Below are 23,397 nucleotides of genomic sequence, written 5' to 3'. Positions count from 1 at the left end.
ACACGCCCTGAGGTGGACAGCAAGCGCTAAAGCTCACTTTCCACCGCAAATTTTAACAGCGGTGATCCCTTACTTTTCAATGCGGTTAAGTAAGTTGATTCATCGTAGGGCGTATGTGTTTTCCAGCACCTAAATAGGATTCGTATCCACTTAAATGCCAATGATCTGATGATGGTATTATGAGGTTTTCCTTTGGCTTCTTGCTGCCGATAATAGGCTTTAGCCCAAAATGAATAACGCACAGATAATCCAGCCCATTCCACAAATGTTTGCCTTAAAAATTTAGTGCATGAGTATCGCCAGTGTATCCATTCCTTTTTGCCACTGCGTTCGGTTACTGGAGCAATGCCTGCGTATTTTTGTATGTCAGCGGCGCACTTATAGCGGTCACGATTTGACCCCATAGCGGCTAATAATCGAGGTGCTAATTGTGGCCCCGCCCCAGGTAAACTATCAAAAATAGCGCGATCTGTATGTTGCTTATAAAGTGTTTTAATTTCGTCATCAAATCGTGTTATTGCCAACATTAGCTGTTTAAGTTGCGGAACGAGGCATTCAATAAGTAATAAGTTTGGCGTGATCACCGCCATATCTTCGGTGAGAATTTCAGCATCTTTTATTTCTTTTATCCGCTTTTCATTAACGAGTGGGTAGCGGGAATTATGTTGATTAAAGAAGTCGAGTAGTGTTTGTTTCCTCGCTTTTTTAGCGTGAGCAAGAGAGGGCCAGCGCAGTAAGAAGTCACAGAATATTTGAGTGTCTTTTTCTTTAAACCAATCAATCACGTGGGGATAATAATTTTTTAGCGTTGTGGCTATTTTATTGGTTAAATTAACACGATCTTGTACTAGTTTACGTCTGTATTCGACAAGCTGCGCAAGACACCTAACGTCCTCTGAATCCGGCCTAATAACCGTTAATTTATCCATATGAAGTTGTAAGATTTCAACTTGAATAATTGCATCAGTAGGATCATCTTTCGCCCCGCTGTGCGTAAATGCAGCACGGTATTTAGCAACACTTGATGGGTTAATCACAAATAATACAATGTGCTTAAATTTACTGAGTGCATATATAAGTGGGCCTTTTTTTAGCTCACACGCGACAGCAACAGATCTGCCGTTGTAGCGTTGTTTTAACCCAAGCGCCCATGCATTAATTGACTTAGGCTCAGAGGAAATCACACTTAAATGTTGTGTATTTGTGTCGCGATTTATTTCACAAATATCGTGTTTACGGTCGGCCCAATCGATCCCGATAAGGGCAGCAAAATCTGAGACGTTAAAGGCTTCCATTTTGGGCCTCCTAGAGGTAAAGTGAAAGAATAGATAGAGGCTAATAGTGTTTCTCGCAGGTCTTATAGATAGTCGGCATTACGACAATCCCTGAGTATGCGTATTGAAACAAATAACTTCTGTTGATCCGAAAGTCTTGTTACAAACATTGATTGTTTCCGCTCAAATATTCGTGATCAACAGAAGCATATTCCATGTATTAATGAGATAGGTAAATACATTAATTAATGGAACGGAGTAACTATAAGCCAACTAAGCTGGACTATAGCTAGGGAAAGTATGCAGAAAATTTTAGTTTTAGCGGTTATTTTAGTTTCTGGTTTTGTGAAAGCAGAATCTGATCCTTGTGAGTCAACCCAATACCCAGTTAAATGGGAATCTGAATTAGTGCATCCCGAATCTTATGAGCTTCCAGCCATTTTCTACAAAACTAATTATTCAAAGGTAATTTTACCTGTATCAAAAGCGATAGACTTTGTTAAAAATAATATGGCAAACCATAAGGCATATTTAAAAGACGCTAAAGCTTACATACTTGAAAGCTTATCTAAAATGCCAAAAAACAAACTTATAGACCACTCAAACCTCTTAATTCCAACAGATGGCTTGCAAGGACGAGAGTTGAGTAAAGCCATTCATGTTATGGCTGGATATCAAGGGCTATTCGAGGGATTACTATTAAAAAATGAGGCGTCAGTTAGTATTAATGGTAATTGGGTAAATTCATCAAGCGTTACTTACATGGTAGGCAATGATCCTGCTCTCTTGGATGACTTGAGTTTTGTTCATAAGTTAATTGTTTCGTAACTATTCACCATGGTAAATTATTTTCAAAGGATCTTTTTTAACTATTGACCGATCCCGCCAGTATGCCAAGCTAGGGCTATGACCTAATAGCCCTAGCTTCAATGAATTTAAACAGCATCAACATCGACGAAATCGTTGAGAAAACCAAAGCTCAATTACAAGAAGGTAAAACTCTCACGCCTGCGCTGAAGATGTCTATTGAACTCATTCTGGTTGTCGTTGTTATGTTGGCAAGTAAATTAGGACTTAACAGTAACAATAGCAGTATCCCGCCATCAAAAGACATCAACCGAAAAAAACAAGACAAAGAGAAATCAGCCAAGTCAGCGGGTGGTCAAAAAGGCCGAGCAGGTAAAACACTAACCCAAACACAGACGCCTGATGAGATCAACAATAAACTGACATATATGGACGCTCCCTTGAAGTCAAGACGAGCTAATGTATAAACATCAAAATTGATGCCTTTATTCTATTATCACGTATCTCATATCACAGTAATGATGCGTCACAAGCTTGCTAAAAAGCAAAGGTACTGACATATATTCGAGCTATAGCGTCATGGTTATCATGCGCCATGCTCCTAATGAGCTTCGTACCAAGGGACCTAAAAAATATTCACCCAAGCGAGATTAAATCTCGTGTCTTTATCTGGTTAACCTTGGTTAGCGTGCGCTTTTTATTTCATTATAAGTGAAGTACATACAGGATAAGTGTATGTTACGACTTAAGTGCCCAAACACCCACTCAGGTTTTAAAACCTATGTCATAACCAGGCTGTCTTAAGTCGTAAACTCGGGTGTGATTGGCGTGTAAAATACGCATAATTAAGCATCCTTCTGTGTATTTTGCACAAACTGAGGTGAGTAGAGAGTTTGCTTGGTCAGCAATATCCACATCAGTCGAGCCAATCTGTGTGCGGTGGCGACCACGGCACAATTAACATGTTTTTTCTCGCGTAATTGATTTATCCATTGGCTTAGCGCATCTGTTTTATGGTGGCTTCTGGCGATAATGGCGCGCGCACCGTGAATAAGTTGTTTTCGTAAGTAACTGTTGCCGCGCTTAGTGATACCAGACATTTTACTTTTATCGCCTGACGCGTATTGTTTAGGTGTTAAGCCTAGCCACACCCCGAGTTCTTTTGCGCTCTTAAATGCCTGACCGTTCCCGATTGATGCTGCATAAGCAGAGGCATTGAGTACACCCACGCCAGGAATGGAGTGAAGTATTTTAGCGTTTGTATCCCGTTCAACGTGTGCAGTAAGCATCGCTTCAATAGCTTTAATGCGTTTAACAAGGGTTTTGTACTCAGTGTAAATATCACTCACCATAATGCGCAGCTGAGGGCGAAGCTCAGAATCACTTTCTAACGCAATTATCCCTTGCTGAAACGCCTTAATACCGACAGGAAATACATACCCAAAATCGACCAATAAACCGCGTAATTGGTTGGTTGCAGCAATCCTGTTTTGCAGAAGTCGCTCACGTATCTTATGGAGCATGAGTATTTCTTGCTGAGCTTCGGTTTTAATAGGAACGAATTTAATATTAGGGCGTAAGCTTGCTTCATAGATAGCAAGGGCATCGTTACTATCATTTTTATTGCCGCGAACAAAGGGGGTAACGTGTTGTGCAGGAATAAGGTCAACGGTATGACCGTAAGACGTAAATACTCTCCCCCAGTAGTGGGAAGAATAACAGGCTTCCATCACCACGCGACACGGTGGGGGATTTGCCATGAAGGCGTTGAGTTTAGGTCTGTTTAAGCGTTTATTGCATTCTCTTTTGTGATGATGATTAAAGCCAGCGACTTGGAATACATTTTTTGCCAAATCAATTGATAATGTGCTAATTTTCATGATGGACGTTCCCTTTAACTGAGTGTGAGTTAACCAGTTTGGCGCATTGACGCCGTTTAGGGGATCGTCCATCTCATCACCCACTCTAATTTTTGCAGTTTGGCGAACTAAGTACTAGGCTTTCATCAGTGTGAAAACAAGCAGGGTGTCTTATGGCAATCGCAAGAAAGCGTCAAGTAAGTTTGGTTGATACAAAGTACTACCACTGTATATCACGTTGCGTACGCCGTGCATTTTTATGTGGTGAAGACCACTTTACTGGTCAATCTTACGAACACCGCAGAGGGTGGGTTGAAGACAAACTGCTAGAGTTAGCCAAGATATTTTGTATTGACGTCTGTGCTTATGCTGTTATGAGTAACCACACCCATTTAGTCCTGTATGTTGATGATAAAAAAGCGAATCGGCTGAATGACAAAGCAATTGTTATTCGCTGGCATAAACTTTGTAAAGGCACTGTACTCACGCAAAAATACATACAAGGTGAAAAGCTAAGTAAAGCTGAGCTTATCTTTTTTAATCAAACAGTAAAGGAATATCGAGAACGCCTATCAAGTATTAGCTGGTTTATGCGGTTGTTAAATGAAAACATAGCCCGCAGAGCAAATAAAGAAGATAACTGCACTGGCAGGTTTTGGGAGGGACGTTTTACATCACAAGCATTATTGGATGAAGCTGCATTGGCGGCCTGCATGGCGTATGTAGATTTAAACCCCATCAGAGCCAAAATGGCTAACACCCCAGAAGAGTCAGACCATACCAGCATCAAACAGCGTTTAACGTATGCAAAGGATAGCAAGCAACCAAAACAACTACTGCGCTTTGCAGGCATGCCACGTCAAATTATGCCAAAAGGGCTGCCGTTTGAGCTTAAATCGTACCTTGAACTTGTTGAGCTAACAGGGCGCTGTATACGAGAAGACAAACGTGGTTATATTAAAAGTACACACTTACCCTTACTCGAAAGAGTTAATATCTCCCCAGAAAACTGGTTAAAACTCACCACACAATTTACGCGTGTATTTCATGGTGCAGTCGGCAGGCCAGCCTCACAAGAAGGTTATTGTGAAAACTTAAAGCGAAAGCGGCGAGCGAATATCAGTAACTGCGAAAAGCTACTGGCATAAAACTTAAACTACTCAGTAAAACTATTCAGTAATAAATCACAACTGCATTATGCAGTCATTTTCATGCGTGTAATTTAGGTTTAACAGTGATAATTGCTTATTTAATGTGTAACGCGCGGGTAAAGATATAAAAAGAGGTGAACTCTTAGCCCAAAAAAGTAAATTTAGTGGCGCGCTAGATTAGTTTACAATTGGAGTGGCTGTCTAGTTTAATGGTTGAGTGGCTGTCTAGTTTAATGGTTTGTCAGAACTTAAATTAATAAAATCCGTTTATTCAAGCCGCTACCTTACTTCAAAAGCGCAGCTGCTTTTATCCCCTTTGAGATACCTGAATTCGGGTTTAATGGATGAAATGAAAATAACTCCGCAATAAAAGATAAATTATTAACCTAAAAATTAAATTTAATGGAACAGTTTTGTTTGTTCAACTAAGGTGGCTGTTTGGTTTGGTCGTAATTATCACATTAAGTATGTTAAATCCAGTTAACCTTTTAAGTTCAACTTATTGATATTGTTAGATTTTCATTATTTAAACTTCTTTTAAACAAATATTAATAATCACTTCACTCGTCTAAAGTGAAGGTTTGATTAACAGAACCATTGATTAGAAATGAAGAGTATAAATATATTTAGACGATTAAATATTTCACGTTATTGCACGACTCGTTGTTAGTCTAAGTTTTTATCGCTAAGGTTTAGCAGATTGATAAAGGTAGGCATAACAATACAAAGGAAACGATACCAGAGTCCCCGTTTTTGATGGTTACGGCGTGGTTCTCGGCGTAAGTGCATTTTTATCCGTCTGCATTTGTTACATATTTATTTTATTAGGCGCACCAAGAAGCAAAAAGCCGCAGTAACTATTTAAGTTTGCGGCTGATGTTTTGATCATTTTGAATAATGGTGAAATTAGAATCGGTGTTTCTGAAATTTCCTCTATTTTTATTCAGTGTAATACAGCGTAATATCTTTTGAGCAGTTAATCCCCTAATTTATAAATGTGTTTTATTAATTCGGATCATTTAATCCTGATATAAAAAGCACTCACTTTAATAAACCTTACAAAGACTATGTATACCTCCCTCTACAATGTCCAGATGGGTTAAGTAATGTTGACTTTTGGTTAATTAAAAATTCATACATAAATTAGACAGTAAGAGAGGATACATGTGTAAATTAAAATTTGCTTTTTTGGTCTTAATATCGTTTTTCTTTTTGGGTTGTGTAGATATTGACGATAAGAAAATTATTGTTGATGAAACCATAGAGGAAGTGGTTATCCTTACTAAAAGCGGGACTAAAACACACAAATACAAAGGAGAATTAAATCCTTTTATAAATTCAAAAATAACGCCACCTATAGGTTATGAAGGAACGACGTTTAAGTTAAAACATGACTACCCGGAAAGTCTTCCTCCAATTGAAACTTTCCCTTGGAAAACAGTAACTGGCAATGGAGCCATAACGAGTGAAAATGCTAAAGAATACGTAGAGGTTTTAAAAGAATACGTAGGAGGCGACATGCGTAAACTTCTGTTTGGCTACAACGATTGGGATGCAGAAAATGAAAACTGGTGGCAATCAATTTGGCTAGGAACTCAGCGAGAACCAATTCACGGCATGTATGTAGGGTCAGAGTTTGATGCACACACATTAGCAGAGCAAGATGCTAATTTGACAACGTTTGTATATACCCTGTTCGACAAAAGAGCAGCTGTTACATTAAACAAAATTTGGGGTACAGACCTTGAAGGGGCTGAAAACCCTAAGTTAAATAACGCTGATAATGCTCAATATGCAGAAGGCAGCGTTGTTATAAAATTCTCCTTTGTAACTGCATCTGGGAATGAATGGCCTCCAATGAAAGATGCTGCACCATGGACAATATTTTCCAACATAGACCCTAATACCGGTTCTACGTATGAAAATAAAGGAGCAGAGTTAAGAGAGGTATATTTAATGCAATTTGACATCATTGTTAAAGATAGTCAGGCAGCTCCAAAAACTGGTTGGGTTTTCAGCACACTTGTTTATGACAAAGATGCAGATGGTAAAGACGCATGGGATAAAATGATCCCTTTGGGAGCAACTTGGGGTAATAACCCCGAAGTAGTCAACACCAATAATTCTGCAATAATTCCGCCAGTGACTGTAGATATGGCGCTTACTGAGAATTGGATAAATATGAAGACGCCTGAGTATGCTCGTTCAACATTAGGCTGGGGTGGTCGCCTTTCAGGGCCTAATGATGGTGCTGTTGTTGATAAGGCCACAACTCAAAGTGGGAAAAAATATAAAGCAATCGCTACTGTAGGATGCTTGGCATGTCATAGTAGTGCTCAATATACCCAGAAATCATTTTTATTACCTACCATAGCATTCCCTTCTAGCAGTGGCTTTCCTCCTCTATATGATCCGGGATCTGATGGATGGATGAAATGGTTTCAAGACCGAGATGGCAAAACCCCGATGGATGAAGGAGAAGGACAAATAGGCCTAGACTACGGAATGGTTACATCGTTTAAAGCAATACCTATGTGGCAAGCCGCAATGAAAGCTAAAAAAGAGGCTAGTGACGAATAAAACGTCAGTTTTTTTGAAAATACAAAAAGTATATAGAGACAAGCGCAGTAAGATGCGTCGGTCTCTTTTTTTTGAGCACTCGGCGTAAGCGCATTTTTATCCGTTTGCATTTGCCATATGTTTATTTTACTAGGCGCACCAAGAAGCAAAAAGCCGCAATAACTATTTAAGTTTGCGGCTGATGTTTTAATCATTTTGAATAATGGAATAATGAGTGTCTTTTATTCTTCCACTTGTTATATGCCTTTACGCTATCGCAAAGTCAATTTGACGAACGCTTGCTAAGTTTACATTATTTTTCACTTGCCAAAAATCATAGTTATCTTGCATTGAAAGCCAACTTTCTGGAGTACACCCCAAAGCTTTCGATAGACGTAATGCCATCTCAGGTGTAACTGCACTTTGCCCTTTAAAAGGTGTAGCCTGTAGTGGTCAACTAATTTTGGCCACCCATTAAGAAAGAAATGTTATGCTAATAAGCATACAAGTTTGGGTGAAAAAATGACGAAATTAAAACGCGCAACGTATTCAGCGGCAATTAAATTAGAAACGGCTCAGCTTGTAGTCGACCAAGGTTATACGCAAGAAGACGCAGCAAAAGCGATGGATGTTGGTAAATCAATCGTAAGTAAATGGGTTACTCAATTAAAGCTAGAACGTAATGGTCAGTTACCATTGGCTTCACCAATGACGCCCTAACAAATTGAAATCCTTTAACTTAAGGTGGCTATCTGGTTTGGTCCATGATTTACAATTGGATTGGCTGTCTAGTTTAATGCGGTCTAGTTTAATGCGAGCTTTGATATTACGCGTAAACATTCTACAACCGATTGTACCCAGATAGAACCCAGGCTATGGTTTGTTTATCAAGATAAATAAACAAGCTAATTTACAGGTTCGTTATGTCTCACGGAGGTTTTATCGCTCTATGAATGTTTTTCTAATAATTGCAGGTACATTAAGTGCTGTTGTAGCAACTTTGCATTTGGGTTGTATCTATTTTGGAGGTTCTTGGTATCGACTCTTCGGTGCAGGAGAGCAAATGGCATTACTTTCTGAGCAAGGAAGTATTAAACCAACTCTTATTACTAGTGTAATTGTTCTGATTCTATCAACTTGGTCATTGTATGCATTTTCAGCCGCAGGTGTTATTTTTAAACTTCCATTCATCCGCCTAGCTCTTGTATTAATAACTTTTATTTATTTATTTAGCCCGCGGTGTTGCAGGGTTCTTTTTAATAAATAACCCTATGGGGCGTTCGCCTGAGTTTTGGGTTTGGAGTTCTATTATTTGTTTATCTTTTGGTATTGTTCACCTTGTTGGTTTAAAACAACAATGGGCAAGCTTGTGAGTAGAGTGTAATCTAATAAAGAATCAAACAAGGGCTATTACAATTGGCTTTTGGTAAAGCATTATATTTATAGTTAACTACTTCTCACCAATAATTGACTGAACAAGGAATATTAAAATGGATAAAATGTCAGTTCACATAAACTCTAAACCTTTAGAAATTTACCCGCAAAAACAAACTTTAAAGGTGGTAGCTGATGAAGTAACCGAAAAAGCGACTGTGCACAAAGCGGCGGTTCAAAGTGACCAAGTGGATATATCCGAAGAAGGAAAAGAAAAAAGTCTGGAAGATCAAAATCGAGAGGCGTTACGTAAGTTATCAGGCAATGAAGATGTAAATCAAGCATCACAATCTGAAGGAGATCCTCTTGATGAACAGATTGCTGAAATACAAGAAAAGATAGAAAAACTACTACAGGAAACTGCATTATTACGCAGTAAAGATGATGAAGAGTCGCAGGCTAAAGTAAAGGTACTAGAAGCTGAAATTACAGGGCTTAGCACTCAACTTATTGAGTTATTGAAACAGAAATTAGAATCGGGTAAATAACAAGCACAGTAAGTATATGGTACGCAGTTGAAAACATAAAAACGTTATTAAGTACGTAATAAAGCCGCTACCTTACTCTAAAAGCGCAGCGGCTCTTACTCCCTTTGTGAATTAATTTGATGTCATCAACATTAGCTTTGCCTCTTTGCCGTCTGTTAATACCGCGACGTTACCTTTATCAGTTATAAACACATCTCTTAACCGGCCTGCGGCCTTGGGAAATACGTGTGACTGCGTAAATTCACCATTGGCCAGATTAACGCTGTAAAGCTTTTTATCAACAAGCGTGGTAATGAGTACATGTTTTTGCAGTGAAGGGAATGCGGCGTGTTTAGATCCGTAATATGCCATACCTGATGGCGCTATTGATGGCGTCCAATTAACGCTTGGTTTTTGCATGCCTTTATATTCGGTAAAGGGTGAAATACGCGCTTGCGAGTAATCTTTGCCATAGGTGATTACCGGCCAGCCATAATTAGTGCCAGCGTTTAAGTAGTTTAGCTCGTCACCGCCTGCAGGGCCGTGTTCGTGGCTTACAATTTGCTGCGTATCGTAATCATAAACTAAGCCTTGAGGGTTACGGTGACCAAGTGAGTAAACAGCATGTGCATTTGGGTTTTTGTGATTAATAAATGGGTTATCTGTTGGAATGGTGCCATCTAGGTTTATACGTAATATTTTACCAAGTTGGCTGGTGATAACCTGTGCTTGCTCTCTAAAATCAAACCCATCGCCTGTTGAAACTAATAACGTATTGTCAGGTAGGACAAGGGCGCGTCCTGCGTAATGTTGCGGTGTGTTTTTATCAGTCGCTACTTTATAAATAACGTTAGGCTTTGAAAAGTCAGTACCATTAAACGTGGCTTTGGCAACAACAAGCCTGTTTGCGCTTGCATCACCTTGGGCATAAGTAAAAATAACTTCTTTGGAGTTGTTATAATCTGGTGATAATACAATGTCGAGTAAACCACCTTGGCCTGCAACGTATAAACCTGTTAGGTTTAATTTTACTCTTGATTGCACATTGTTTTTAACTATAACGACGTGACCATCACGCTCTGTAATTAACCACGTGCCGTTTGGTAGTTCAACCATGCTCCACGGAGACTGTAATTGCGTAGCCAGTGTTTTTGTACTGTATTGCTCCTTTGGTAACGCAACATCTGCATTAACAGAAAACGAAAAAAGCGAAAGCAAAGTAAAAAAAGAGATACATTGTTTACGGGGCAAGCCTTTGCTAGCATGGCTAGTATAAGAAAAAAGCTTTATTTTAAGTTGAGATAACCATGTCGTTTTTAACACGTATATTGCCTTCATTTTTAGTTTCTTGGTTACTTACATTCACACTTGCTAGCTTGTTTCATAGCCAATACGTTGTCAATCAATTAGTTAATGTAGGTGTAGTGGTGGGCTTTAGTGATCGTGCTAGTTTAACGCTTGATGATTGGTTAGGCTTATTACCTACCTACGGCGCTATTATTGCCGTAGCACTTGCCATCGCTTTTTTTGTTACCGTAAAGCTTAACAAAAAGGTTCAAAAATACAGTACTCAGCTATTTGTTATTGCTGGCATTGTGGCGTTTGTTATTGTTTTAACTGCCATTGAATCAATTATGAATATTCATATTATAGCGGGCGCAAGAGGCTGGGGTTTTTATGCTCAACTGCTTGCAGGCGCAATAGGGGGCTTTGTGTTTGCGATGCTTACTAAGGCCCTAAAAAATAAGGTAATAAAAGAGCCTCAACCTTCTAGTTAATAAAGCTAAGTGGCCTTATAGTAAGTGGGGGCTTATAAAAATGTGATTAAAGCCTACGATAGTAGACTCTTACCACAGCTTTTATAAATTCACGCCATAACTGCTTTAATCGCTTCTAAGCCTTTTTTTAGGGTATCTGCATCGGTAGCATAGTTGATACGAATACACTCGTGCTTGTGCGTCCAGCTGTCGTCAATGCCGATAAAAAAGTTGTGACCTGGGATCACATACACGTCTTGCTCTTTAAGTTGTTGATACAACACCTCGCTTGTTATTTTTGCATCTTTAAACCACAGCCACATAAAAAATGCGCCTTCAACTTTGTGCAAATAAACAGGCAGTTCGGCAAATACTTCATCAAACAACTCAATCGCTATGTGTGCTTTATTGCGATAAAAAGGCAGTACAACGTTGCGGCACAGTGGGAGTAGTTCGTTGTCGTTAATTAAGCGTGTCACTAAACTTGGACCAATACTATTTGGCGATAACACCATGCTGCCATTTACGCGGCCAATTGCTTTAATAATCTCATTGTTTGCAACCACAATACCGCTGCGTAAACCCGGTAGGCCCAGTTTTGAAAGTGACATACATAAAATTATATTTGAGTTCCACGTTAGGTTTGCGTCGGTGTAAATACAACCTGGGAACGGATCGCCGTATGCGTTATCAATAATGAGTGGAATACCATATTGCTTAGCGAGCAAATCAAGGTGCTTTACTTCATCGTCAGTAATTACATTACCTGTCGGGTTGGTAGGGCGTGATACGCACAGCGCGCTTATGCTGCTGTCGTTAGCTAATATTTGCTCAACCGCTTTAAAATCAATGACGTATTTAAACTGTTTTGATGCACTACCTGTATTTAAAATTTCGATATCAGGCTTTATGGCAACAAACATATCGGCTGATAAACCTTGGTCGGCATAACCTATGTACTCTGGCGCAAGGGGGAATAAAATCTTTTTGTGGCTGCCATCCGGCATTTCGCCTGCCAACATATTAAACAACACAAAAAAGTTAGCTTGACTGCCATTACCAAGTGCTACGTTATCGGCGCTAATATCCCATGCGTACTCTTTACTTAGTTGGCCTGCTAATGCAGCTCTAAACTCGTCGTTACCGGTTGGGCCATCGTAAAGGCCAAATACTTGCGATACCTTATTACTGGCAACGAGTTTTTGTAATTCACTTAAAAAAACCTCATTTACTTGTGGCACTAATGCGGGGTTACCGCCACCCAGCATAACAATATTAGGATTATTGCTGTTTTTAGCACCGCCTAAGTCTTCCATTAATTGGGTAATGCCGTTGGGTTGTGTAAATTTAGTACCAAAGTTTGAGTAGTTCATAATGCATAGCGTTTGTTAATAATGGGGAGGGCAGTATAGCGTAAATATAGGGCTTAAATCCGATGATGAGAATAATTCAATGCTGAGGTTTACAGCTAGTTATAGTAATGTAATTCCTTATAAAACAAAGGCTAAGTTAAGACTTTTTAACGCCGTACAAAAACTCTTCGCCGCAGTCCATATACAAATCAAATTTGGCCATGACTTTGGTAAACATAGGGGCGTGTAAAAACTCGTTTAACCATGCGCGTACATGCGTGTATTCACTTTGTAAGTACCAATGTTTATCTACACGGGCAAACTGTCTAATAAATGGCAGTAATGCGTAATCGGCTAGACTTTTTTCATCGCCCATTAAGTATTTATGCGTGGTTAGTTTTGCTTCAAATTGCTTAATAAATTCTTCGCAGGCTTTTTGGTAATAAAGGTGCGCCATGTCTTTTGTACGCGCATAAAATTTGTACTTTTCGAGCACGGGTTTAAATTGCGTGTCGTTTAGCTTAATTAACTCAAGCATGTGCTCAAGTGCTAATGGGTCTTGAGTATGTAATAAATTATGCGGATCGTTTTTCTTTAAAGCCCAGAGCATAATAACGAGGCTTTCATCTATAACTTGATTATTCGGCAATAATAAAACAGGTACCGTGCCTTTTGACGATATTTGCAAAAGATGCGGTGGCTTGTTTTTAGTTTTAATAGCGCGTAGTAAAACGGGTTGCTCTGCCATTAAAATACCCATTCGTGCACGCATTGCGTATGGGCAGTGTTGTAATGAATATAATAATGGCAGTGTCATTTTATTACTTACCTTAGCTGTTTAAGCCTTCAACATATTGCTGACGTGTTTTTACTTTTACCATGTGATTTAACTGATCAGCTGCGTGTGTTTGCCCGCTAATTAAATCTTGAAAATGTGCAAGCAACACGGCTTTATCTAGCTTTTCTTTATCGCCTGAGCCAATGTCGGTTAAATCAATCATAAACTCGTCAAATTTGTCAGCGTAATCAGTCACAATATCCATGTTTAAAAATTGCTCATGGTTATAAATGCTCGGGTAGCCGCCTTTTTGTTTATCAATGGCAAAGCTAATGCCTTTTACATTGGTAACGGTTGTTTCTTTTTTACAGCTCAACATACAGCTTGCGTCAATACGTGGTTTTTTACAGCCTACGGTTTGCTGGAAAAAACACTGTCGGCTGGTCATCATTAGTATTGGATGATAAATGCTGTACATCATTTTAAAGTTGTTAGGGCGTTTAATACTACGCATTTGCTGTTTGTTTATTTCGTTTGAAATAAACGCGCCTTTTGCGTTTAAATCTTCTTGTAGGGTTAGTAACGCGTAAGAGTTTGTAGTGTTTAATAATGGGCCTGCAATCCAATCAATACCCATTTGTACTGCTTTAAATGCAACGCCTGTGTTGTTACTAATAATAAGCTTAGGTTTTACAACCTCGAGCAAACGTACTGCTTCTTCAAAATCTTTACCAATTAGCACCGCCGGAAACCACGGAATTAACTGTGGGTGCTCTAAAAATACATTAATGTATTTATCGTTATCGGTTCTAAAGCTCTCAGGTAATTTAAAGTAAACATCGCCATCTGTTAAATCACAAAGGTGAACGTCTTTTATGTCCGATATTAAAATAGACAGTGTTGTTTTATTCTCTGCTTTTTCGTGGTTTACTAGTTTTGGTAATTCAACAGGCGCGAGTACGTCTTTGCCTTCGTTTAATAAAAACGCGACTTGCTTTTTAATGCGCGCTAGCTCTTTAAACGGAATGCTTAAGTTGTTGCCTAAGTTTGAGTAATCCATATTTTTAATTTCAAAATTGGCATTACTAAAGGTTTTAAAGCGTTTATCAATGGCAGCAATATCAACAACCGATTTATCGGCAGTTTGCATAGGCATTTGCGATTGAACTTCAAAGCGTAGAGGCTCTTTTTCGTTTTTATTCGAAAGCGTAATATCGTTTTTATCTTCAATAATTATGTTTACAGTGAATGGCTGATTTAATTGCCCTGTAAATTCTAATGTAAGCTCGCGTTTTGAAATATCTAAAAATTCAATTTTCTTTTTAACTAACGAATCAATTTCACTTTTTTGAGTGGAAAGCTCTTGCTGTGCATCGTAAATTTGCACGACCGAAATTGCGTTGTTTTTTTCGTTAGCGTGATCAAAACTATGGTCACGCGGGTTATCGGTAAACATGTTTTTGGTCATGTCACCGGTTAAAAATTTATTAGTAAAGTTACGGTTAAATACTTTGTATAAGCTTGAGTCGTCTTCAATTAGGTTACCGGTTTGCACAAAAGTGTCTATCTGTTTGCGCCAGCTATCAATAACCGTATGTACGTAGTTAGCACCTTTAATGCGGCCTTCTACTTTTAGCGAGTCAACGCCTGCGGCTACCAACTCAGGTAAATCAAAATAGGCTGAGTTGTCTTTTAAGTTTAATGGGTGTTTGTTACCCATCGCCGTTGGCTCGTATTCATCACGACACGCTTGCGAGCAGCGACCACGGTTACCTGAGTTACCTACACTCACTGAGCTTGAATAACATTGCCCTGAAAATGCAATACATAATGCGCCGTGCACAAATACTTCGGTTAATACGTCGCATTTATGCGCTACGTCGGTCAGTATTTTAATTTCAGTTAAGTTAAGCTCGCGCGATAAATTTACACGTGTAGCGCCAATGCGCGCTAAAAACTCAACCTGTGATTCGTTATGCGTAGTTAACTGCGTTGATGCGTGAATATGCAAAGTAGGAAAGTGCTTTTTAACTATATTGAATAAGCCTAAATCTTGCACAATAATACCGTCGAGCGTGGTATTTACTAGCTGATTTAATAGCTTAAATAGCGCACCCATTTCGTGCTCTAATATAACTACATTTAGCGTTAAAAATATTTCACAGCCGTATTCATGGGCCAAGCGAAGTGCGCCGTTAAGCTCATCAAACGAAAGATTAGACGCTCGGTTACGTGCATTAAAGGTATCTAACCCACAATAAACCGCATTAGCACCGGCTACAATGGCGGCTTTTACCGCGTTCACATCACCGCCTGGGGCTAATAGTTCAATCTTTCTACTCATGACAACTTCACTTTGCTCATATTTAATTGCCGCGAATTTTATCTGTTTAAGCACGTTAAAGCTATTTATTGGTTGAGATAATGAATGTTAAAGCGTGTATCATAGGTTGGATCTTAAGAAAGCTTGAAGTTGAACTCTGTTAATGATCAAATAGTTACGCCAATAAAAACATGACTAAAAACAGAGTTCACATGCAGATTAACCAAGTTTCAAACCAATTAAAAGCCCTTATCTCAGAAAAACACCTCATTGAGCTTGCAAAAACCTCTGGATTTCAAGTTCGACACCGTTGCCTGTCGATCGTTTCTCTGCTCAAAGCCGTATTTAAAAGCTTATCTTGCCTGCAAGACCTAAAGTATCCCCAGAATTAGCCTTTATATATCAATAAACTAACAGTATTAAAAAATGTGGGAAGCGAGGGAACATTCATGGTGTTTTGTGATCTTATGAATCACTTACAAACAACAGAGCTAAACACCATGAATGCTTTTACTATTTTGCACAATATGCTCCGCGCTGTCACCCCTAAATCAATTCATAAAGCCAGATTTAATACTCTAGTCGCTGCCGTTAAATCTCTTTTGCACTGTCAGCAATGCACCTTGACGTCTATCGGTCGCAATTTGAATTCAAAAACCACTGAAAAACATGATATTAAACGTATTGATCGACTGCTCAGTAACCACGAGCTTTTACGTGAATCAACAACGGTTTATGTTCACTTAAGCCGTTTTGTGGTCACTGAAAAGCATCCCGTCATTTTGGTTGATTGGAGTCATGCCGATACACAAACCAAATATTGTATTCTGCGTGCCAGCATTGTCAGTGAAGGTCGCTCTTTAACCCTGTATCAGGAAAGTGCACTCAGCTTTCAATATCATTGCCCAAAAGTACAAAAACGGTTCTTGAAGATGCTCAAACTGATCTTGCCGAGTGATTGCCGGCCCGTCATTGTGACGGATGCGGGCTTTAAAGTTCCTTGGCTCAAAGCCGTGCGAAACAATGGCTGGCATTATATTAGCCGAGTTCGAGGTACGGCACACTTGAAAACGCAGGGCAGCGATGAGTTTGTTCCATGCCAGTCACTATTCAAGAGCAATCAACGTAAGAGCCAGTATCTTGGCGCGACCGAGTTGACCAAAAGTGCAAAATATCAAACGCATGCAGTGCTGGTTGGCAAGGGGCATAAGTTATTAAAAAGAGATAAAAAACGTGGTTATAAGGAGCCTTGGCTACTCGTTTCTTCACTTCCAAAAAGGCACCACTTTCTCGAAAAAGTGCTCAAATTATATGGTATGAGAATGCAAATAGAAGCCGGATTTCGAGATCAAAAAAGTGTTAGGTTCGGCTTAGGCTCAGATCTACACAGAACGAACAAACTCTACCGATTAGACATACTTTTACTGCTCGCAACACTGGCGCATTGGTTCTCAATGATGCTGGGTGCAGTGATAGACAAAGCAGGAAAGACAGGATCTTTTCAAGCTAACTCAACCAAAAGCAGGCGAGTAGTGTCATGGGCATTTGTTGGGTTGCGATACTTCAAAAAACAGTCCATTAAACTGCGACGGCGAGATTATTTAGAAGGGCTCGCCTATTTCGCACAAGTGGTAGTGCAACTCAATTGGAAAAATATGGATGTGAGTGATGTAATTGAAACTTAATGATTATTTTTGGGGATCCCTTAGGTTGTTGATTACTTAACAGATCATGCCCCTGATGTGATTGGTTTTCAGGAAGTGTTTAGTATTGATTCGTTAAAAGAGCTAGTTGCTGAGCAAGGCTATAGTTACTTTGCAGTAGTTGATACGCCAGAGGTGATTGATGATTTTATTTATAAACGGCCAGTAGTAGCGATTGCCTCTAAATATCCCATAGTTGAAGTAGCAGCGGTTGAGCATGACAGCGAGCTTGCAAGTACGCTTGGCCTTAATAGTGAGTTTACTTTTAGTCGTAAGGTATTGAGAGCGACCGTTACTTTGCCGCACATAGGCAATACTGATTGTTATGTGGTGCATTTTAAATCTAAGCGCCCGATGATTAATGTTGATGAGCACAATAAAGAGCTTGCACCCGAGCAAAACATAATTGAGATTTTAAAAGCGAATGTAGCGGGTGGGTGGGGCTCAACGATTCAGCGCGGCAGTGAAGCTACATTACTAATGATACAAATGATTACTCGCCGTGAAGCTACGCAGCAACCCATGCTATTAATGGGGGACTTTAATAATGAACTTGCGGATGGCGTATTAAGTCATTTACTGACGAGTACGCTACGCTTTGCACCTGCGTTTGACGCTAAAACCTACCTCGCTAAATATTGTTTAAATGATTCATGGGATTTGTTTGTTAAGTCGCAGCTAAGTAATGATGAAGTGATTAGCGATGAAGCAATAACAAACGATGTACAAAGTGATTGTGATAACAGTAACAGCGAGATTGTTGATTCAGCGGATAAAAGCCAAGTAATAAATATAAACATAACAAAGGCAGCACCGTTAAGGCCGGCAACACATTATTATGGCGCGAGCAGCTCTGTGCTAGATTACATTTTATTGTCGTGTGAGTTTGATGCTAGTTACGATGACAGTTTTTTTGAAGTCAGTGGTTATAACACTTACGACAGGCACTTAATAAATCCCGAGTATGATCGAGACGATCTAAGCACCGACCACGGTGTTGTGTTGATCACACTAAAATTAAGGTCTTAAAGGGTGTTTTTATTATGAAGAAATTAATTACATTCTTGGTTTTTTTTATGTTTAATTCTTTTGCTGCAGAATTTCCTACCAGTGCACGTTCTGAAAAAGCGATATCAATGGTTGCACCCACTTTAAAAAAGCAACTATCTGATAAAGGGCTTGAATATGGTGCACCTATATTTATTCGAATATTCAAAGACCCAGGTATTCTTGAAGTCTGGCTGGAGTCGGATGATGGCATATTTATACACTTCAAAAATTATGAAATTTGTACTTTTTCAGGTGATCTTGGCCCTAAATTAAAAGAAGGCGACAACCAAAGCCCAGAAGGCTTTTATTATGTTGATGCTAGTCGGCTTAATCCTTGGAGCAATTATCACTTATCATTTAATTTGGGCTTTCCAAATAAATATGACCGGACACACAACCGAACTGGCAGTGCACTGATGGTGCATGGCAACTGTGTTTCTATTGGCTGTTATGCGATGACTGATGAATATATAAATGAGATTTACGCGTTGGGTGCTGCAGCGTTAAAATCGGGGCAATCTTTTTTTAGGGTTCATTCATTTCCGTTTATGCTTGAGGATGAAGTTTTATCAAAGCATAAAGCAAACCAATGGTACCCTTTTTGGCTTAACCTTAAAGAAGGTTACGATTACTTTAACAACTATAAAAAGCCACCAAATGTTGAAGTTTATAAAGGAATGTATACGTTCGAAAATAGATATTAATGGTAAAAAATATACTTAAATAATCGGGCTGTTTAATTATATTTTTTTGTCGTTTAAAAATATTAATCGCTTTGGTTGGTTGTTAGCTTATTTGAAATCTTTATTATTGAGTTGAATGTTTTTTGATCTGCATCAAGCTTATAAGCGGCGATAATGATAGATTATTAATAGGGATACTGACATTTAAAATTCATTAAAATCATCTACTATCGTGAAGTAACAAAGTAGAGTCACACCTATATTACAATTAACTCATACAGTGATAGTTAATACCAAAAATAGTGCAGTATTAGCCTAATCTTATAAATAGGCCAAGACTGGCTACATTTACCTACTTTTATATACATGGAGTTTTACCGCATGACGATTAAATCGACACTCAAATCTCTCAGTACAATCGCTGCTGTGATCATATTGGGTGGGGGTGGTTGGTATGTTTGGCAAACTCAGCAACCCGCACTGCTATCTGAACAATTGCCAGAGAGCGTAGCCTATGGAAATGGCCGTATTGAAGCGACCGAGTACGATATTGCAACAAAATTGCCGGGGCGCTTGATTGAGGTTTTAGCACAAGAAGGTGACATGGTCGAAGCCGGTCAAACATTGGCGGTTATTGATACTGACGATTTAAATGCACAATTACGTGAGGCTAATGCTGGGTTACGTGTTGCTACTGAGTCACGTAAATATGCTTTGGCAATTGTAGAACAACATAAAAGTGAACTTACTTTTGCAGAAACCGAGTTACGTCGCTCTGTAGCACTGCTCAAACAAGGGCATATTTCAAAAGAAGTAGTTGATCAGCAACGAACAAGCGCTGCAACAGCGCAAGCGGCTTTAAAAGCGGCAAATGTAAAAGTGGTGCAGTCGGATGCAGAAATAGACGCAGCACAAGCGCGTATTGAGCGATTACACAGTAATATTGCCGATAGCACCCTTAAAGCGCCTATTAGTGGCCGAATATTATATAGATTAGCAGAGCCAGGTGAAGTGCTTGGCAGTGGTGGGAAAGTTTTTTCTTTGCTTGATTTAACCGATGTGTACATGAGTATTTATTTGCCAACAGCGCAAGCTGGCAAAGTAACAATAGGCTCTGAGGCACGCATTGTAATAGATGCAATTGCGCAATACACGTTACCCGCTAAAGTTACTTTTGTATCAGCGCAAGCACAATTTACGCCTAAATCGGTAGAAACACGTAACGAGCGTGACAAACTGATGTTTAGAGTAAAAGTGAAGCTAGATTCGAAATTATTAAACGATCATATTGAACAAGTTAAAACAGGCGTGCCTGGACTTGCTTATGTTTTATTAGCACCAGAGCAAAATTGGCCTATGCAGTTGCAGGTTAGAGTGCCTGAATAATGGCTGATGAAAACAATGGCAAAAAGCAGATCAACAAAGCTAAAAAACCTTTTAGTGTGGTTAAGCTTACTCAGGTTACGCATCGCTATGGCAATAATTTAGCGTTGGATAATATTAATCTGGAGTTACCTGCGGGCAGTATAGTGGGTTTTATAGGCCCTGATGGCGTAGGTAAGTCGAGTTTGCTTGCACTTATTGCAGGAGCACGTGCCGTTCAAAATGGTGACGTTGAAGTGTTAGGGGGCAATATGCGTAGTAGCCGCTTTCGTACTTCAACTTCGCCACGTATTGCTTATATGCCACAAGGATTAGGCAAAAACTTATACCCGACACTCTCTGTTTTTGAAAATATTGATTTTTTTGGTCGGCTTTTTGGGCAAGAAAAAAAGAGCGTCAGCACCGAATCAAAAACTTATTAAAAAGCACTGGACTCACTGAGTTTGCCGATCGTCCTGCAGAAAAACTCTCAGGCGGTATGAAACAAAAACTCGGTTTATGCTGTGCGTTAATTCATGACCCTGAGTTATTAATTTTGGATGAACCAACAACGGGGGTCGATCCGCTTTCTCGTCGCCAATTTTGGCAATTGATTAACCATATTCGCGCTCAGCATAGTGGTATGAGTGTACTCGTTGCTACCGCTTACATGGAAGAGGCAGATGATTTTGATTGGCTAATCGCCATGGACGATGGCAAAGTTATAGGTACTGGTAGCCCAGAGGAGATTAAGGCTCAAACAGGGAAAAAATCCCTTGATGAAGCATTTATATCATTACTACCTGAAGAAAAGCGTCATGATCATCACGTACTTGTGGTTCCTCCTCGTCAGAATAATCTAAAAACTGATGAAGCCGCTATTCAGGCTACAGCGCTTAGTAAAATATATGGTGATTTTACAGCGGTTAACAACGTTAGTTTACGTATTGAACAAGGCGAGATTTTCGGCTTTTTGGGATCAAATGGCTGTGGTAAAACCACAACTATGAAAATGCTGACAGGCCTTCAACCGGCAAGCAGTGGCGAAGCTAAGTTATTTGGTCAAGTTGTTGATGCTAACAATATAGAAACTCGTAAGCGCGTTGGTTTTATGTCGCAAGCATTTTCACTTTATAATGAATTAACCGTTGAGCAAAATATGGTGTTGCATGCGCGCTTATTTCATTTACCAACAGAGCAAATTGCGCCGCGCGTTAATGAATTAATTATACGGTTTAACCTTAAAAAATACCGTGATGATTTTCCTGTCGATTTACCGTTAGGTATTCGCCAGCGTTTATCGCTTGCGGTTGCGGTAGTGCATAGCCCTGAAATGCTTATACTTGATGAACCTACCTCGGGCGTAGATCCTGTTGCACGTGATGACTTTTGGGAATTACTTATTGAGTTATCGCGTGAGCAGGGCGTTACTATTTTTATTTCGACTCACTTTATGGATGAAGCCGCACGCTGCGATAGAATTTCGTTGATGCATGCAGGAAAAATACTTGCCAGTGATACACCCGCTGCACTTTGCAAAGCGCGCAGTGCAGATACGCTCGAAGATGCCTTTATTGCTTATTTAGAAGAGGCGGTGCTTGAGTCTCAAGCGAGTTCTGCTTTGTCTACAACGACGGTCGATGAGCCTGAACCATTACCTGAGATTGAACCTAAAATACCGCCAATTGGTAAAAAGAAAGCGAATACCGCTTTTAGTTTTTTACGCTTGTTTGGCTATGCTCATCGCGAAACGCTGGAGCTATGGCGCGATCCTATTCGTTTAACCTTTGCGTTGCTAGGCTCAATTATTTTAATGTTTATTTTAGGTTATGGGATTACCTTTGATGTTGAAGATTTGAGCTTTGCGGTGATGGACCAAGATCAAACCCCTGAGAGTCGCGATTACGTTCAAAATATTGCCGGATCGCGCTACTTCATACAAAAAGCTGATATTAAAAGCCCTTCAGAGCTAGATAAACGAATGCGCAGCGGCGAGTTAAGTGTGGCCGTTGAGATCCCACCTAATTTTGGCCAGCAATTGAAACGCGAGCGCACGCCAGAAATTGTAGTTTGGATTGATGGTTCCATGCCTTTTAGGGCAGAAACTATATCGGGTTATATGACGAGTTCGTATTACAGTTATCTAACTGACTTATCATTGCGTACTTATGGAGTCATACCCAATTTGGTACCGGCGAATATTGAATCACGCTATCGTTATAATCAAGACTTTAAAAGTATTGAGGCCATGGTGCCTGCTGTTATTCCACTTTTGTTAGTGTTTATTCCTGCAATATTAATGGCGTTGGGTGTTGTACGTGAAAAAGAATTAGGTTCAATCACTAATTTATATGTTACACCGGTTACGCGACTCGAATTTATTATTGGTAAACAACTGCCTTACATTTTAGTTAGTATGGTAAGTTTTTTTGGCTTAGTTGCCCTAGCTGTCACTGTATTTGGTGTTCCGCTAAAAGGAAGTTTATGGGCGTTGAGCTTGGCTGCTTTATTGTATGTAACAGCAACAACTGGTGTAGGGCTGTTAATTTCGGCTTTTACTAAGACACAAATATCGGCATTAGCGGCATCAACTGTGGTTGTATTGATGATTGCTGTTAATTTTTGCGGGTTGATTGACCCCGTTTCATCCTTAGAAGGCTTTCCTGCAATAATCGGAAAACTATTTCCAACGACATACTTTTTAGAAGCATGCCGTGGTGTGTTTAAATAAAGCACTTAATTTTTCTGATTTATCGGCGCAGTTTTTACCTTTGCTTACTTTTATACCAGTGCTGACGTTAGCCAGTGTATTTTTACTTCCAAAGCAGGATAAATAGC

The 23,397-nt window shown here is 39.5% G+C and carries 16 protein-coding genes and 5 pseudogenes; 14 read left to right on the top strand and 7 right to left on the bottom strand.

Annotation, left to right across the window (positions count from 1 at the left end; translation table 11 throughout):
• Positions 1-26: 26 nt before the first annotated feature.
• Complete coding sequence (locus AC0VZ4_RS11065; protein WP_475439589.1) at positions 27-1,295, bottom strand: IS110 family RNA-guided transposase; 1,269 nt, start codon at positions 1,293-1,295, stop codon at positions 27-29.
• A 279-nt stretch (positions 1,296-1,574) separates the two neighbouring features.
• Here AC0VZ4_RS11065 and AC0VZ4_RS11060 point away from each other — a divergent pair, with 279 nt between their 5' ends.
• The gene (locus AC0VZ4_RS11060; protein WP_475439692.1) at positions 1,575-2,102 is read left to right on the top strand and encodes a hypothetical protein; all 528 of its coding nucleotides are present in this window, start codon (positions 1,575-1,577) and stop codon (positions 2,100-2,102) included.
• 101 nt (positions 2,103-2,203) lie between these two features.
• Positions 2,204-2,491, top strand: a pseudogene (locus AC0VZ4_RS11055) (DUF6444 domain-containing protein); the annotation flags it as partial.
• A gap of 435 nt (positions 2,492-2,926) precedes the next feature.
• On the opposite strand, the gene AC0VZ4_RS11050 reads toward AC0VZ4_RS11055, so the two are convergent.
• Positions 2,927-3,961 (bottom strand): IS110 family RNA-guided transposase, encoded by a 1,035-nt coding sequence (locus AC0VZ4_RS11050; protein WP_475439691.1) that lies wholly within the window; start codon positions 3,959-3,961, stop codon positions 2,927-2,929.
• Between the two features lie 152 nt (positions 3,962-4,113).
• On the opposite strand from AC0VZ4_RS11050, the gene AC0VZ4_RS11045 reads away from it, so the two are divergent.
• Together AC0VZ4_RS11045 and AC0VZ4_RS11040 are read left to right on the top strand one after the other, a co-directional pair.
• On the top strand, positions 4,114-5,088 hold the full coding sequence (locus AC0VZ4_RS11045; protein ID WP_475439690.1) for a transposase: 975 nt from the start codon (positions 4,114-4,116) through the stop codon (positions 5,086-5,088).
• A gap of 1,167 nt (positions 5,089-6,255) precedes the next feature.
• Entirely contained in the window at positions 6,256-7,671 is a 1,416-nt protein-coding gene (locus tag AC0VZ4_RS11040; RefSeq protein ID WP_475439689.1) for a hypothetical protein, read from the top strand.
• 246 nt (positions 7,672-7,917) lie between these two features.
• Here the strand turns inward: AC0VZ4_RS11040 and AC0VZ4_RS11035 are convergent.
• A pseudogene (locus AC0VZ4_RS11035) lies at positions 7,918-8,082 on the bottom strand (HigA family addiction module antitoxin); the annotation flags it as partial.
• Positions 8,083-8,172: 90 nt separating this feature from the next.
• Between AC0VZ4_RS11035 and AC0VZ4_RS11030 the strand changes: the two are divergent.
• The 3 genes and pseudogenes from AC0VZ4_RS11030 to AC0VZ4_RS11020 form a co-directional block, all read left to right on the top strand.
• Positions 8,173-8,367, top strand: a pseudogene (locus tag AC0VZ4_RS11030) (transposase); the annotation flags it as partial.
• 232 nt (positions 8,368-8,599) lie between these two features.
• Positions 8,600-9,023, top strand: a pseudogene (locus tag AC0VZ4_RS11025) (hypothetical protein).
• Positions 9,024-9,140: 117 nt separating this feature from the next.
• Complete coding sequence (locus AC0VZ4_RS11020; protein ID WP_033039893.1) at positions 9,141-9,572, top strand: hypothetical protein; 432 nt, start codon at positions 9,141-9,143, stop codon at positions 9,570-9,572.
• Between the two features lie 111 nt (positions 9,573-9,683).
• Here AC0VZ4_RS11020 and AC0VZ4_RS11015 read toward each other — a convergent pair whose 3' ends face one another.
• Positions 9,684-10,874: a PQQ-dependent sugar dehydrogenase gene (locus AC0VZ4_RS11015; protein ID WP_475439688.1), complete on the bottom strand. Its 1,191-nt coding sequence runs from the start codon at positions 10,872-10,874 to the stop codon at positions 9,684-9,686.
• Here AC0VZ4_RS11015 and AC0VZ4_RS11010 point away from each other — a divergent pair.
• A complete protein-coding gene (locus tag AC0VZ4_RS11010; protein WP_475439687.1) occupies positions 10,859-11,329 on the top strand; it encodes a hypothetical protein in 471 nt (156 codons plus the stop codon). The two genes, AC0VZ4_RS11015 and AC0VZ4_RS11010, sit on opposite strands and share 16 nt — an antisense overlap.
• A gap of 89 nt (positions 11,330-11,418) precedes the next feature.
• Here the strand turns inward: AC0VZ4_RS11010 and AC0VZ4_RS11005 are convergent, their stop codons facing one another.
• The 3 genes from AC0VZ4_RS11005 to AC0VZ4_RS10995 all read right to left on the bottom strand — a co-directional run bounded on the left by AC0VZ4_RS11005 (position 11,419) and on the right by AC0VZ4_RS10995 (position 15,782).
• Entirely contained in the window at positions 11,419-12,681 is a 1,263-nt protein-coding gene (locus AC0VZ4_RS11005) for a valine--pyruvate transaminase (RefSeq protein WP_475439686.1), read from the bottom strand.
• A 136-nt stretch (positions 12,682-12,817) separates the two neighbouring features.
• Positions 12,818-13,477, bottom strand: a complete 660-nt coding sequence (locus AC0VZ4_RS11000; protein ID WP_475439685.1) for a glutathione S-transferase — start codon at positions 13,475-13,477, stop codon at positions 12,818-12,820.
• Positions 13,478-13,490: 13 nt separating this feature from the next.
• Complete coding sequence (locus AC0VZ4_RS10995) at positions 13,491-15,782, bottom strand: peptidase U32 family protein (protein WP_475439684.1); 2,292 nt, start codon at positions 15,780-15,782, stop codon at positions 13,491-13,493.
• 191 nt (positions 15,783-15,973) lie between these two features.
• On the opposite strand from AC0VZ4_RS10995, the gene AC0VZ4_RS10990 reads away from it, so the two are divergent.
• From AC0VZ4_RS10990 to rbbA, 6 genes and pseudogenes are all read left to right on the top strand, one after another.
• The gene (locus tag AC0VZ4_RS10990; RefSeq protein ID WP_475439683.1) at positions 15,974-16,153 is read left to right on the top strand and encodes a hypothetical protein; all 180 of its coding nucleotides are present in this window, start codon (positions 15,974-15,976) and stop codon (positions 16,151-16,153) included.
• Positions 16,154-16,228: 75 nt separating this feature from the next.
• Positions 16,229-17,446, top strand: a complete 1,218-nt coding sequence (locus tag AC0VZ4_RS10985) for an IS4 family transposase (protein ID WP_475439682.1) — start codon at positions 16,229-16,231, stop codon at positions 17,444-17,446.
• Positions 17,447-17,503: 57 nt separating this feature from the next.
• Positions 17,504-18,493 carry an endonuclease/exonuclease/phosphatase family protein gene (locus AC0VZ4_RS10980; RefSeq protein WP_475439681.1) on the top strand — a complete coding sequence of 330 codons (990 nt, stop codon included), beginning with the start codon at positions 17,504-17,506 and terminating at the stop codon, positions 18,491-18,493.
• Between the two features lie 14 nt (positions 18,494-18,507).
• Positions 18,508-19,218: a L,D-transpeptidase family protein gene (locus AC0VZ4_RS10975; protein WP_149614254.1), complete on the top strand. Its 711-nt coding sequence runs from the start codon at positions 18,508-18,510 to the stop codon at positions 19,216-19,218.
• 360 nt (positions 19,219-19,578) lie between these two features.
• Positions 19,579-20,583, top strand: coding sequence for an HlyD family secretion protein (locus tag AC0VZ4_RS10970; protein ID WP_149605859.1), 1,005 nt, complete (start codon positions 19,579-19,581; stop codon positions 20,581-20,583).
• Positions 20,583-23,396, top strand: a pseudogene (gene rbbA, locus AC0VZ4_RS10965) (ribosome-associated ATPase/putative transporter RbbA). The gene AC0VZ4_RS10970 and the pseudogene rbbA overlap by 1 nt, the downstream one beginning before the upstream one ends.
• Position 23,397: the final 1 nt, after the last annotated feature.

It is taken from the genome of Pseudoalteromonas sp. QJM3NY_22, assembly GCF_056173065.1.
This window is presented reverse-complemented; position numbering and strand designations above follow the sequence as displayed.